Origin of the sequence: Dyadobacter alkalitolerans DSM 23607, from assembly GCF_000428845.1 — a bacterium.
GTDB classification, from domain to species: Bacteria; Bacteroidota; Bacteroidia; order Cytophagales; family Spirosomataceae; genus Dyadobacter; species Dyadobacter alkalitolerans.
The window spans coordinates 171,362-184,497 of record NZ_KE386806.1 but is presented as its reverse complement, the minus strand read 5'-3'; the positions used below and the strand labels follow the sequence as shown (position 1 = coordinate 184,497).

The 13,136-nt window shown below is 47.4% G+C and carries 12 protein-coding genes; 4 read left to right on the top strand and 8 right to left on the bottom strand.

The annotated features are described in order from the left end of the window. Positions 1-30: 30 nt before the first annotated feature. The 3 genes from G395_RS0128010 to G395_RS0128000 form a co-directional block, all read right to left on the bottom strand. Positions 31-894, bottom strand: coding sequence for a helix-turn-helix domain-containing protein (locus tag G395_RS0128010; protein ID WP_026633015.1), 864 nt, complete (start codon positions 892-894; stop codon positions 31-33). A gap of 64 nt (positions 895-958) precedes the next feature. Beyond that, positions 959-1,882, bottom strand: a complete 924-nt coding sequence (locus G395_RS0128005) for a helix-turn-helix domain-containing protein (RefSeq protein WP_310588944.1) — start codon at positions 1,880-1,882, stop codon at positions 959-961. Between the two features lie 57 nt (positions 1,883-1,939). Further along, positions 1,940-2,713, bottom strand: a complete 774-nt coding sequence (locus G395_RS0128000) for an SDR family NAD(P)-dependent oxidoreductase (protein WP_026633013.1) — start codon at positions 2,711-2,713, stop codon at positions 1,940-1,942. Positions 2,714-2,923: 210 nt separating this feature from the next. On the opposite strand from G395_RS0128000, the gene G395_RS0127995 reads away from it, so the two are divergent. Further along, the gene (locus G395_RS0127995) at positions 2,924-3,724 is read left to right on the top strand and encodes an SDR family oxidoreductase (protein ID WP_026633012.1); all 801 of its coding nucleotides are present in this window, start codon (positions 2,924-2,926) and stop codon (positions 3,722-3,724) included. Positions 3,725-3,784: 60 nt separating this feature from the next. Next, positions 3,785-4,702 (top strand): helix-turn-helix domain-containing protein, encoded by a 918-nt coding sequence (locus tag G395_RS0127990; RefSeq protein ID WP_026633011.1) that lies wholly within the window; start codon positions 3,785-3,787, stop codon positions 4,700-4,702. Between the two features lie 98 nt (positions 4,703-4,800). Here the strand turns inward: G395_RS0127990 and G395_RS0127985 are convergent, their stop codons facing one another. Together G395_RS0127985 and G395_RS30805 are read right to left on the bottom strand one after the other, a co-directional pair. Continuing rightward, on the bottom strand, positions 4,801-5,217 hold the full coding sequence (locus tag G395_RS0127985) for an ester cyclase (RefSeq protein ID WP_035362242.1): 417 nt from the start codon (positions 5,215-5,217) through the stop codon (positions 4,801-4,803). 74 nt (positions 5,218-5,291) lie between these two features. Further along, on the bottom strand, positions 5,292-5,855 hold the full coding sequence (locus G395_RS30805) for a helix-turn-helix domain-containing protein (protein WP_051350457.1): 564 nt from the start codon (positions 5,853-5,855) through the stop codon (positions 5,292-5,294). Positions 5,856-6,150: 295 nt separating this feature from the next. On the opposite strand from G395_RS30805, the gene G395_RS0127975 reads away from it, so the two are divergent. Next, positions 6,151-6,585 (top strand): VOC family protein, encoded by a 435-nt coding sequence (locus G395_RS0127975; protein ID WP_026633009.1) that lies wholly within the window; start codon positions 6,151-6,153, stop codon positions 6,583-6,585. 352 nt (positions 6,586-6,937) lie between these two features. Here G395_RS0127975 and G395_RS0127965 read toward each other — a convergent pair whose 3' ends face one another. Further along, positions 6,938-7,309: a RidA family protein gene (locus tag G395_RS0127965; protein ID WP_026633008.1), complete on the bottom strand. Its 372-nt coding sequence runs from the start codon at positions 7,307-7,309 to the stop codon at positions 6,938-6,940. A gap of 229 nt (positions 7,310-7,538) precedes the next feature. Between G395_RS0127965 and G395_RS0127960 the strand changes: the two genes are divergently transcribed. Beyond that, a complete protein-coding gene (locus G395_RS0127960) occupies positions 7,539-8,864 on the top strand; it encodes a rhamnogalacturonidase (RefSeq protein WP_026633007.1) in 1,326 nt (441 codons plus the stop codon). Positions 8,865-8,912: 48 nt separating this feature from the next. On the opposite strand, the gene G395_RS0127955 is transcribed toward G395_RS0127960, so the two are convergent. Together G395_RS0127955 and G395_RS0127950 are read right to left on the bottom strand one after the other, a co-directional pair. Further along, complete coding sequence (locus G395_RS0127955) at positions 8,913-11,393, bottom strand: hypothetical protein (RefSeq protein ID WP_026633006.1); 2,481 nt, start codon at positions 11,391-11,393, stop codon at positions 8,913-8,915. 68 nt (positions 11,394-11,461) lie between these two features. Beyond that, the gene (locus G395_RS0127950) at positions 11,462-13,132 is read right to left on the bottom strand and encodes a RagB/SusD family nutrient uptake outer membrane protein (RefSeq protein ID WP_026633005.1); all 1,671 of its coding nucleotides are present in this window, start codon (positions 13,130-13,132) and stop codon (positions 11,462-11,464) included. Positions 13,133-13,136 lie beyond the last annotated feature (4 nt).

Genomic DNA, 13,136 nt, shown 5'->3' with positions numbered 1-13,136 from the left:
CAATCAATATCAAACCAATAACTATGATTTTCAAACCTTGCGGAAAGCGTTCGGCGTGCTGCCTGTCAGCCGTTTGAAATAGTTATTAAAATAGGCAGGGTACTCAAACCCAAGCGCGTAAGCGATCTCGGCGACGCTCCAGTCACTATGTTGCAACAGTGCTTTTGCTTCGGCAATAATCCGTGCAGATATATGCACCGAAGTGGTTTTTCCCGTCGTCTCCCTGACAGACCGGTTCAGGTAATTGACATGTACACTTAAATGTCTTGCATATTCCTGTGGACTGCGTAGACGGAGCGGTTCGTCGCTGCGTTCTATCGGGAACTGCTTTTCGAGCAGGTCAATGAAAAGGTGTGCAAGGCGGCTTTCGCCATTTTTGAAGGTAGAGACACGCTGCGCGGGCTGTATTCGAAGAGCCTCGTGGATGATGAGCGCAATGTAGTTTTTGATCAGATTGCCCTTATAAAGATAGTTGCCATCGTACACTGACAGCATTTTCTCGAAAAGGCCAGTCATAAATGCGGCTTGTTCTGCATTCAACTTCACAATTGGATTTTCGCCGACCCTGAAAAGCGGAGAGTCCTGTAATTCCCGGCCATGAAGGAAGGTTTCAGTAAAGATACAGGCGTAACCACTGGTACGGTTGATACGACGAACGAGCGCGTGCGGCACTTGCGGGTTAACGAAAAAGAGTGCGGTTCCTTTGATGTCCAATAGCTGGCCACCATAATTTATGGTCATGTCGCCGTTGACCAAACCCATTTTGTAAAAGTCGCGCCGTCCAGCTTTGACCGGGACTTCTGTTGATTCTGGAAGGGCATGAACTTTAAAACCTGTAAGTCGAAGGTCAACTTCATTCAGTCCGGGTATTCCAGTTTTTTCTTTATTTAGCATGTGGCAAAGTTAATAAAATCAATCCTCTACCATTCTCACTTTTACTGCCTTTGAGCGAATCTTATTACATAAACGAAGCCCTAAACTCCATCGGAGATTGATTGGTTTTGTTTTTGAATAGTTTGCTGAAACTTTGCGAATGTTCAAAACCGAGCTCATAGGCAATTTCGGACATGCTTAACTGCGTGGTGGTCAGCCGCTCTTTTGCTTTCTCGATTAATTTTTCATGGATGTACTGCTGGGCATTCTGCCCGATCAGCGAACGGAGCATATCACTTAGGTAACCTGGCGAAAGATTCAGTTTTTCAGAGAGAAATTGAACGGTAGGAACCCCGTCATGCAGGGATTGCTGGCTGTTCAAATAGTTATCCAGTATGGCTTCTGTTTTCGACAGTATATCATCGTTGACCACTTTGCGGGTAATGAACTGCCGCTTGTAATAGCGGTTAACATAGCTCAACAGCAATTCGATATGGGCGATCATGAGCTCCTGACTGAATTCATCCACACGGCCGTTGAGTTCCTGTTCCATGTGCCTGTAAATCGAAAGGATATTTTCCTTTTCTGTGTCGGATAAATGCAGTGCTTCATTCGCTGAGTATGCGAAATAGCCATATTGCCTGATCTTACTTGCCAAAGGGTGGCCCAGTAAAAAATCGGGATGTATGAGCAGGATGTAACAATAGGTCCTGCTATTATAATCCGTGCTGCCCACTAATTGGTTAGGCGCCAGGAACAGCATGCTTCCTTCATCGTAATCATAATAGTTCCTTCCATACTTTAGCCTTCCGTTGTTATCAGTGATGAAAGTGATCTTATAGAAGCTAAGCAAGTCGTAGATCGGCGCCATGCTTGTATTAAAGGGGTTGCGCTCGCTGAAATGGACAAGGCTGATCAACGGATGTTGGGGCTTGGGCAAGCCGAAAGCCTCATGTGTTTCCGATATGGTTATGAACCGAATCAATTTTTCTTCCTTATTTTTCATCATATAAATGTATCAAAATCCCGTAACTATTTTCAGCCACGGGATTTTGACCTTTTACTGTCACCACGGAACAATGTTGTCTGCTCCCGCATAGGCAGCCGGTCCTGTGAAGCTTCCTGTGGGAAGGTCTTCTGCCAGGGCTACCCTTATTGGCTCCCTGGATCCTTCCTCTACCGTATCGGTTCCCTGGAAATTATTAAGAGCCGTTGCCGTAAACCCCGGACTTACCAGGTGAACTTTGATATTTGCACTCTCTAAATCGATCGCCAGTGAAAGGAATATACCATTGAGTGCAGTTTTGGATGCGCCATAAGCAGCGTCGAACGCAGAGCGGAAGGGGTTAGCCGGATTGGCATTCAAAGTAAGGGAACCCAGTGCGCTCGACACTGTGACAATCCGTGCTGAGTCTGCTTTCCTTAATAGAGGTAAAAAGGCTTGTGTCACGGCAAGTGTACCAAACACATTCGTTTCCCAGACCTTTTTCATTTCATCGATAGGCGCAATACTGGCGCGCTGGGCTCCAAGGACCTCTTCCATAGTGCGTCCCGGCTTTCCTGCATTTGAGATTGCTGCGTTATTGACCAGCAGCGTCAGGTATCCGGCTTCGCTTTGAATTTTCTTTACTGCTGCGTCGATGGACCGCGAATCGGTAATATCTAGTTGAACAGCTTTTGACTGTTTGCCTATCCCGGTAACGGCAGCGTCCCCTTTGTCCTTGTTTCTGGCACCGACGTAAACGGTGTAGCCTTCATCAGCAAGTGATTTGGCGATCTGGTATCCTACGCCTGTATTTGCTCCTGTAACCAGTGCTACTTTCTTTTTTTCTGTCTGCATATCATTAAAATTTTTATAAGGCAAAATTCGGCGATCGTAGCACAGCGCTTGTAGCCGAAACAGGAAATGTTGTATCCAAATTGAGGGTGCATTCCGTATATGCATCCAGCTATTGGCAAGACCATTTCGGCTACAACAATCTCCACATCCACTACGAGTCCCAGCCGCAAGCCACGGAAATTTGTCTCTCGAAAAAAACAAGCAAGACAAATGACAAAGACGATTTTTATTACCGGTGCTTCAACAGGTATCGGAAGGGCTACGGCCAAATTGTTTGCGGCCAAAGGCTGGAAGGTGATCGCGACCATGCGCAAGCCTGAAAATGAAACAGAACTCAATGCGCTGAATAATGTAACCGTGATGCCCCTCGATGTGACCAACACGGGGCAAATCCGTGAAATCACGCAGCAGGCGCTGGCTTTGGGTAATATTGATGTGGTATTTAATAATGCAGGTTATGGATTGTTTGGCGCATTGGAAGCGATGACCGACGAGCAGCTGGTTCAACAAATGGAAACCAATTTCTTCGGTGTAGTGCGGGTGACGCAGGCATTTCTCCCCTATTTCCGCGAGCGGAAAGCGGGACTTTTTATTACTACCGGCTCATCGGCAGGGCTGATGGCCTTTCCGGTAAGCTCGATGTACGATGCCAGTAAATTTGCGCTGGAAGGCTGGGCGGAAAGCTTGTCGTATGAGCTCAGTGAGTTTGGAATCGGGATTAAAACCATTGAACCCGGATTGGTGGCGACGGAAATCGGTGCGAAGTCGGTGTTTGCCACGCACCCGGCTTATGAATCATTGATAAACAAATTCACGGCGATGCTGGCAACCGACAAAGCCGCGACGACTTCCGAACAAATTGCCGAAGTGGTGTACGGCGCAGCAACTGATGGGACCGACACATTGCGGTATGTGTGCGGCGACGATGCCAAAGAATGGTATGCGCTGCGCCTGGCTAAGGGCGACGAGGCGTTTCGGGACGGGATCAGACAATTGTTAGCTGCTATTTAAAAACAAACGGTCTGCCGGCGCAGGCTGGAACGATTTGCGCCGGCAGCCCATTATGTGATTATGAAAAGGGAACATCTCAAACCGCGCGTTTATCACTCCATTTCTGAAATGCAGCGCGCATTCGGCCTTCCACAACCATTGCACCCGCTGATCAGCTTGCTCGATTTTAATAAGGTGCGGATCACGGCCGAAATGCTGGCCGAAACTTTTTCGATGGATTTTTATAACATTACCTACAACGAATCGGCAGGATGCCGGATGCGATATGGGCAAACAACCTACGACTTTCAGGAAGGCGGAATGTTTTTCTCCTCGCCCGGCCAGCCGCTGACGGGCATTGAAGTGGCCGAAACGACCCTGGGATTTACATTGCTGATCCATCCCGATTTTCTACGAAACTATCCGCTGGACGCCAAAATGAAGCATTATGGCTTTTTTTCCTACTCGGTAACCGAGTCGCTGCATTTGTCGGACAAAGAAAAGTTGATCATCGAGGGCATTGCCAGCAACATCGGCGACGAGCTCGAAACGGCGATAGACGACCTGAGCCAGGATGTGCTGATTTCGCAGTTGGAGCTGATGCTGAATTACAGTCAGCGGTTTTACAAACGCCAGTTCATTACCCGCAATTCGATCAACAATGCATTGCTGGAAAAGCTGGATCAATTGCTGAATAACTATTTCGATGACGAAACCGCCCTGCTGAAAGGGCTGCCGAGCGTGCAGTATCTTTCCGACGAACTACACGTTTCGCCCCGCTACCTGGGCGATATGCTCCGCGCACTGACCGGCCAGAATACGCAGCAGCACATCCACAACAAGCTGATCGAAAAAGCAAAGGAAGTGTTGACATTCAGTGATCTGACCGTAGGGGAAATCGCCTACCAGCTCGGCTTTGAGCATCCGCAGTCTTTCAATAAGTTATTTAAATCAAAGACAAACTTTTCCCCTCTGGAATTCAGGGCGAGCTTTAACTGAGGCACGAAGCATTTTCAAATACAAAAGTCCCGCGCAGTACATAAACCAGCACGGCGCGGGACTTCTATTTCAACCAATGCGCTATTGCAGCAAGCGCATCAATTTTGTAATTGAGCCAATACTTCCGGCAGCGAAGTGATGCCCCAATGTTCAAAATACTTGCCGTTCTTAACCCTGACGATATCAATCACATCGATGTTAACTGCCCGCCCGGTTGCAGGAATGCCCAGGAAAGTGCCGGTGTGCGTTCCGCCGATGGTTTTGCGTGTGGTAACTAAATCCCCTTCGGAAACCTGCTCATGGATCGTAACATGAACGTCTGGCATCGCGGGACGTAGAATTTCATTAAAAAAGTAAAGCATGCCATCCGCGCCATTGCTCATGCCTTCGGGTGCAGAGCGGTTCACGAACTGCTCGTCCATGATTTCTTCAAAACTTTCGAGATTACCTGCGCCAATCACTTCGTGATTAAAGCGGCTTACTACTGCCTTGTTCTTTTCGGTCATTGTTTCCATAAATGCTATGTTTTTTTGATGACTCAAAAGTAATGCTGCGGTCTGCGGGGAAGTTAAGGATAGACGGCCAAGAACTATGGCCTAACGTTCAAATGCTTTTGCTGGAAATCGCTCGGCGTGCTTCCAAAGTGGTTTCGGAATGCTTCTGAAAAACTGGAATGGTTCTGATAGCCCACTTTCATGTAAATGCCCGAGGGACTTTCATCGAATGACCTAAGCAAATCTGCCGCCAATTCCAGCCTGCGGGCAAGCAGCCATTTCTGTGGGGAGGTTTGATAAATTTCACTGAACTTCCTCTTGAATGTCGAGGTGCTCATGTGGCATAGAAACGCCAGGTCGTCCACAGTAGTCGGTTGACCGATCTGGCTTTCGACAACTTTTCTGATTTGCAATTGCTGTTTGTCGCGGGTAAGAATTTCGATCGCGTGAAATCTTTCAGGATCGGACTGGAATAGGTAAAGTAACAGTTCTTCAATTCGAAGCAATCGGATTTCCGCCGGTAAATTGATCATGTTTTGATTCAACACGATCCTGTTTTTCACAGAATCCCGATTAGCACTGTAATACCGAATAACAACCTCGTCCGGCCCCGCCGCAGAATTATCTAAGAGGTCATCAGGCAAATAGTACGTATTCATTTCTAAGGTTATGTTTCTTTTTATTGCATTAATATAATCCAGGCCGGTGCATGTTTGCTTGATGATAGGAAGGTTAGGTGCCGCATTCCATCATCTCCAAGCTAAAATTTTAAACATTTGGCGGCATTTACCCCCTATATTGTCGCATTTGCACAGGGTCGGGTCCAAGACTTAGTTTCACCTTTGTAATGCCTATATCTGCTTTATTGCAGTAGTATAGCAAACAGCTTCTCTGCCAACCATGCCGGCACGATGCTGAAATATCGTGAGAAACAACTAAAAATTTAACCAAATTATGAGAACAATCAATCCCTGGATCAACTTCAATGGAAATGCGGAAGAAGCATTCAATTTCTACAAATCCGTTTTTGGCGGTGATTTCACAAAGATCGTCCGTTTCAAAGACCTGGCAAGCGATGAATTTCCGATACCAGAAAACGAGGCAAATAAAATAATGACCATTGTTCTGCCCTTAGGAAATCACAATGTATTGATTGCCAATGATGTGCCGGAATTTATGGGACGGGTAAGCGAGAGTGAAAACAGGTCCAAAATATCCATCAGTGCAGAAAGCCGCGAAGAAGCAGAGCAAATTTTCAACGGACTGTCAGCAGGAGGAACTATTGAAGGACCCATCGACGAAAGTCCCTGGGGCACATATGCTGGTATGTTCAGAGATAAATATGGTATCGAATGGATCGTGGAATTTGATCCAAGCTATAACGCTTAATGTTAGTGTGAGAAAAACGCCGTTTCGGATTATCGGAGCGGCGTTTTTATTCATTGCGAACGCAAGCCGCCACTGTATCGCGAACGCTACTTATCGTCATAGTGTCCCCGGTGAATGATTACCCGCTCTTTCTCGGCAAGATCAAGATAATCCTTCTGTTTGCCCCGAAATTCCCTAGCTGAAACAATTCTCATGGGTGTACAATTTTGTGTACACAAAGATAGGAAATTTTCATAAAGACAGTAAGAGTTGAAAGAGACACGTTTGTTTCTTTCAACTATGGCAACCAGCATTGCTGATTGCCATAGTTTTATCAGTTTAAGAATTCCAGCGCGCTTCTCTAATCCCACCCCTACTGCAACTCCAAACTAGCCATAGTGGTCAACTCAACCCTGGCCTGTTTCGGCAAACCTGCTACTGCAATGCAAGTGCGGGTTGGGAAGCGGTCGGTGAAGTAAGTTTGGTATACGGCGTTGAGTTCGTCGAAATAGCGCATATCGGTTAGGTATACGGTGACGCTGACGACGTGGCTGAATGTTAAATTGTGCTCGCTGAGTATGGTTTCAATATTCGTAAACACCTGCCTGACCTCGTCCTGGAAAGATGTTGTCACAAGCTGCCCGCCTGCTGAGCCGATCTGGCCCGAAATGAACAGGAATCCGTTGGAAACCAAAGCTTTTGAAATTGGAACTGCCGGTGCTGCGGCATTTTCATTTGTACTCATGTGATAATATTTTATTGATATGTTTGTATCTCAGCACCAAGTTATGCCCTTTGCATGAAAATATCGATCCCCTTGGGCGTAAAAATCAAATGTGATTGACACAGTCTGAAAACCTCGCTCTTACATTATCAGTATATTCTGCCGGGTGCTTCCTCTCTACAACATTACGAAAGACGCGATGCTCATTTTGCATCGGAAAGCGATACATTACAAATCAGAAATCTTTGTTATGCCAAAATTTTGTATGTTGCTCCTTGCATGCCTATGCGCTCTTATTTCATTTGCTCAAACAAAAAAATCCACTGAATTCCCGGATGGCACCAAAATACCGGATTGGTTTGCAGACAGTTCCAAAATTGAGCTTTCGGATTTGGGTAAACAGTTTGTCATTACAAAACACGGGGTGTCAGCGGATAGCAATGCAGTACAAACGGCGGCTATCCAGAAAGTAATCGATTTGGCGCATCAGCAGGGCGGCGGCGTGATCATTGTTCCAAAAGGTACGTTTCTGAGCGGTGCATTATTTTTTAAGCCCAAAACGCATTTATATATTTCCGAAGGCGCGGTGTTGAAGGGCTCGGATAAAATTGCAGATTACCCGATGATGCCGTCCCGAATGGAAGGGCAGACATTGGATTATTTCCCGGCCTTGGTGAATGCGTATGGCGTGAATGGCTTTACAATCTCAGGAAAAGGAACAATTGACGGAAATGGGCTGAATTATTGGAAGGCATTCTGGCAGAGAAGAAAGGAAAATCCAAATTGTACGAATTTGGAGGTGTCACGCCCAAGGCTAGTTTTTATCTGGAAAAGCGATGATGTGCAGGTTAAGGATGTGCGGCTCCAAAATTCCGGTTTCTGGACGAGCCACTATTATCAATGCAATAACATTAAAATCCTGAATGTTCGGATTACAGCTCCCCACGAGCCCATTAAGGCGCCCAGCACGGATGCAATCGATCTCGACGTTTGTAATAATGTGCTGATCAAGGGATGCTATCTGGCTGTAAATGATGATGCTATCGCATTGAAAGGTGGAAAAGGGCCTTATGCCGACAAGGATGCGGGGAATGGTGCGAACACAAATGTGATTATAGAAGATTCGGAATTTGGGTTCTGCCACGCGGCGCTCACGTGTGGTAGCGAAGCCATTCATAATAAGAACATTGTGATGCGCAACTGCCACATTACCAACGCTATGCGTGTGTTATGGCTTAAAATGAGACCGGATACGCCGCAGAAATACGAGTTTGTGAGCGTGGAGAACATTACGGGTTACGCTTACAGTCTGATCTATGTAAAGCCCTGGAAGCAGTTTTTTGATTTGAAAGGACGGAAAGACGTGCCCCTTTCCTACTGCGATAACATTTGCCTGAAAAACATTGATCTGAAATGCGAAATCTTTTTCGACGTCAGCCCCGGCGACTATGATAAGCTGTCCAAATTCAAATTCGAGAACCTGAATATCTCCGCAAAAAATGGAGCTTATGACAAAAGCGTTGTTCAGGATTTCAGACTGACCAATGTAAAAGTGAATGGTAAAATGATTGACTAAACGGATTTAAAAAGCGAGACTGCCGGTGGGACAGTCTCGCTTTCGTTTTTATTTGTAATCCAACCACGTTGTGGCCACACAGTCTTTGTCGGTTTTGAACCGGATCCATCTGGCTCCGAAGTCTTTCGGGAAATCAAATGTGAATGTTTCGCCGGCCTTCACGGTGAACTGCCTGGCTTCCATCCAAGGTCCGTTTCCAACCGGATCCACTTCCATAGTGAACGTGACATCATTGTTTGCTTTGTGAGAAAGTTTCAATGATTTTTTGTCATAAAAACCAATCAGATAAGGATCAGATGCAGCATTTGCTTTCACAGCAGCATCTTTCCACGGACCGCCGTGACCGATGGGTTTACCGAGTTTCCAGAGATCATCGATCGCCCCTGCCCAAACCGCCGCCTTGTTATCACTCGAAGCAACAATGTGCTTGTTTCCTTTCAGATTTTTAGCGTCCACACCGGTCATCACCAGCAAACCGCGGTAAGATGCGTAATCATTAATACGCAGATTATGAGACGATACCGGGCGGATTTTGGCATAACCATCCGCATTCTCAGCCGGTAATTCATAAAAAGTGCCATGGCAGTTGAAAAGGTCCCGCTCTGTCGAAACTTCGCGGCATATGCGCAATGCGCCATCATTGGTAAGGCCCGTAAAAGCATTATCGCCAAGCGGCAACCTCCATCTTCGTCCTTTATCATCCACAACCAGCACGGATGATTTGTCAACGGTCACTACTTTCTGCGGTATTACGAATTTATTTTGGATAAAAGAAAGCGTTCTGGCATCTTCCTTGCGCACCAGATTCATGTCCGCATCCAGCTCATAATAACCTGATAATGTTGGCCTTCCTGCCGAATAATCCATGGCCGCGATACCCAGCGCACGGCGGTTATCACCCAGGCCATATAGCAACCCACCCGAGCTGGCCGGTGCTGTTACATCACTCAAACCTGCAAAAATCGCATCCGCATCGGTTTTGCGCGGGTCATTGGCAATGTAGGAAAAGTGCGCCGATGCATTTGTCGGTTTATTCGCTTTGATCCTGATCCATTCTCCTCCATCATTTGCGGAAAATTGAATGTTGGCAGCCTTTTTCGCTCCTACTTTCAATGTTTTAAGATTCGTCCAAAGTCCATTTCCATTTTTGTCCACTTCGAATGTAAAAGTCACCTCAGCGTCGCCATTGTTCTGGATCCAGGCGGAACGGTTGGCCCATCCGCTGAACAGAAACGGCTCGGAAGTAGCATTCGCCGCGATTTTCTCATTCAGCCAAACGGCTCCTTCGGCTGTATTCGGGCCTAGCTGATCGGGCTGGTTCAGGGAAGTGAACCACAAGTTGGAATTGGATTGACCCGGGCCCTCGATGTTGCCTTTGGCTTTTCTTTTGTTCAAAAATTCCCTCTGCGCCGAATCGTCACAACCAAAAACCAGTTGGTCTTTCCAGCGCGTAAAGTCACCGATTACTTTCAGGTACGAAGTCCGCGGACGGATCCCTGCCGTATTTTTAGAGGAAAAATGGCCTGGAAATTCCCAGAACATACCGTGCATCGTCATCAGGTAATCCGGTTTTGCTTCTGTTCCGACATCCCGGATTCGCGGCCATTCCGTGTTCCAGCCGTGGGCACCGTCGTAGCTGTGACTCGCCTTAGGCAGTCTGAAAAATGTCCACTTACCATTGCCCCGTACGCCCAGCAGCACCGATTTGTGGTCCCAGCCTGTTGCCCAGATCGGATCCGTTGCCGGATTTTTATTGCCCAGGATGCCGCCAGGACCCGTCACTTCCACAAACTGGTTGCGGCGAACCACTTTCCAATTCTTACCATCCCATTCCGACAATGAACCTGACTCGATATCAAATTGCTTCTCCGCAAGCTTTCCGGGCTCGCCATTATTAGAGTAAACTGTCACGCCCTGACCGGAATAGTAACCTTTTCCGTGTGTTCCGGGAAGCAATCCATTGTATTGATAAGTCTGCTTATCCGCGGTTCTTTTATTGTTTTTGACATTCCCATCTTCATACAAAGTCTTCACCGCCAATGTTCTGACGTCCACTTCATAAAAACCTTCTTCCATGGTGCCATAGTAAATTTTGTTGGCAGGATCGGTCAGATGGCGCGCATTGCCGGTGTGCCGGCCCGGCATTGTCTTGTACGAAATGGTCTTCACATTTCCCTTGCCATCAATGGCGTACGGGCCAATAAAAAGCTGGTTGCTTTCCTGATGGATCATACGGTTGGCGGGTGTTCCCCCAATGCTTTCGGGGCGGACGGTTTGTGTCAGGTCCGTACTGATTTCATACAGCTTATCCGAAGAGCCAAAGGGCAAATGCGGCGCATAGGTAACCGCCCAAAGCTTTCCGGCCCAGCCCACAACGGCACCCGTTCCACACTCGCCCTCGTTGTTATACATGGCCAGATGCGGATAGATGCCGCTGAATGAGGGTTTAGGTTTGGTCTTAGGCTGAGCAATAACGGAAAGGCTAAGCAATGCCAGCAATGCAGCAAAGCAATGGTTAAATTTTTTCATTAAAATAAAATGGTTTAAAACGAGTGTGACTACACCATGTTTCTGATTACGAGATATAAATGGTACGATTAGTAACCTGCATTTTGGTTAATTCCCGGATTTACACGACGCTCAACGGCGGGAATCGGCCAGAGATATTGTCTTGTTTTATCAAAATTGCGTTGTGCAATGACTTTTACATCTGTTCCAAAGCCGCTATAATCCGCAATGCCGTCCGCATCAATGGGCGTCACTCCTGGAAACGGCCATTTCGCACGGTTCTGTGCAGCGGGATCAGGCAGGCCGATTACAGGTTTAACGAGCACTTTTTCCGCCAACTTCCACCGGATCAGATCCATATATCGCAAGCCTTCCCGCGGAAACTCCACGCGGCGCTCGCGGCGGAGGATCTGCCGTAAAGTGGCGGCATTGGAGAGCTTAATGGCCGGGTAAGCGGTTGTTTTGTCCACCGCAACGCCATAGGCACGCGCCCGCACCTGGTTGATCGCATTCACGACCGTTTCGTCAATTTCGCCCAGTTCAATTTTTGCTTCCGCGTAGGTCAGCAGCATTTCTGCATAGCGGATTATGATGGCATCATTGTCTTCAACCAGCCGCTCGGACCAGGTTTGGTCAATGCCTTTTTTCCAAAGAAAACCCGTAAAACTTGCAAATGCAGCCACCGCACGGGTGTCCTTATTCGGCACCTTCTTGTTCTCTTTTACACTAAAAATCGTCAGCGAGTCGGGATGCGGCGTGTAATTGTAGCCCAGCCATTGCGTGTTGAACTCCACTATGGTCGCATTTAATCTCGGGTCCCGGTTTTTGAAGGGCATTTTAGGATCATAGAGCGGCGATTCGTCAATCAGCTTTCCGTCCACACATTCGTACGCGTCCATCATATCACGCGTCGGCAATTGTGCGCCATAGCCGCCCGCGTTGCGCGAAATGTTGTCCTGCACATAACCCGTATTGCCAAAAACCTGCTGCTTTTCATCTCTGGGAATGCTGATGATCAGTTCTTTACTACTTTCCCCTGCTTTTACAAAAAGCTGAGAATAGGAATCGTGCAATGAATAAGTGGCCAGTTGCATAACTGCTTCGGAAGCTTCTTTTGCAATCTGCCATTTACCCAAATACAAAGCCGTACGCGCCTTTACAGCCAATGCTGCACCTTTTGTCAACCGTTTTACTTCGGCTGCTCCATAGGTTACAGGTAAATTCGCGGCGGCAAAATCGAGCTCTGCGAAAACAAATGTCAGCACTTCTTCCTGGCTTGTGCGCGTAATGCCGTAAGATTCAGCCAATGTAACAGGCTCGGTCATTAGCGGAACGTCCCCGAAATGGGTGACCAGGCGTGCATACTGATGGGCCCGGATCAGCCGCATTTCTGCTTCCAGTCTTAAAAGGATCGCTGCGGGGGTGTTGGCAGCTGCTTTGTCTTTATTGGCGAGAAACGAATTGGCGCGGGCAATGGCTTTGTAGCTATTGAGCCAGTAAGTTTGCACAGGCACGTCGTCTGCATTCATAGTTCCGCCGATCACAGCGTTGGTCAGCTGGGCGCGGTGCCATTCGTTATCGCTGAAAAGCTCATTATCATTCCCCCAGAATGTGAGTCTGTACAAGTCATTCACAGCTAGTTCCAGCTCGGTCTGATTGGAATAGAATGTGGCCGTGGACGCCTCCGACAAAGGGTTAAGGTCGAGAGTATGACAGGCCGAAACCGATGTCATGAGCAGGATGTATATTAATTTTTTCATGATC

Coding starts and splice junctions, on each gene's coding strand:
- G395_RS0128010 (WP_026633015.1), bottom strand. CDS start 894: ATGCTAAATAAAGAAAAAACTGGAATACCCGGACTGAATGAAGTTGAC.
- G395_RS0128005 (WP_310588944.1), bottom strand. CDS start 1,882: ATGATGAAAAATAAGGAAGAAAAATTGATTCGGTTCATAACCATATCG.
- G395_RS0128000 (WP_026633013.1), bottom strand. CDS start 2,713: ATGCAGACAGAAAAAAAGAAAGTAGCACTGGTTACAGGAGCAAATACA.
- G395_RS0127995 (WP_026633012.1), top strand. CDS start 2,924: ATGACAAAGACGATTTTTATTACCGGTGCTTCAACAGGTATCGGAAGG.
- G395_RS0127990 (WP_026633011.1), top strand. CDS start 3,785: ATGAAAAGGGAACATCTCAAACCGCGCGTTTATCACTCCATTTCTGAA.
- G395_RS0127985 (WP_035362242.1), bottom strand. CDS start 5,217: ATGGAAACAATGACCGAAAAGAACAAGGCAGTAGTAAGCCGCTTTAAT.
- G395_RS30805 (WP_051350457.1), bottom strand. CDS start 5,855: ATGAATACGTACTATTTGCCTGATGACCTCTTAGATAATTCTGCGGCG.
- G395_RS0127975 (WP_026633009.1), top strand. CDS start 6,151: ATGAGAACAATCAATCCCTGGATCAACTTCAATGGAAATGCGGAAGAA.
- G395_RS0127965 (WP_026633008.1), bottom strand. CDS start 7,309: ATGAGTACAAATGAAAATGCCGCAGCACCGGCAGTTCCAATTTCAAAA.
- G395_RS0127960 (WP_026633007.1), top strand. CDS start 7,539: ATGCCAAAATTTTGTATGTTGCTCCTTGCATGCCTATGCGCTCTTATT.
- G395_RS0127955 (WP_026633006.1), bottom strand. CDS start 11,393: ATGAAAAAATTTAACCATTGCTTTGCTGCATTGCTGGCATTGCTTAGC.
- G395_RS0127950 (WP_026633005.1), bottom strand. CDS start 13,132: ATGAAAAAATTAATATACATCCTGCTCATGACATCGGTTTCGGCCTGT.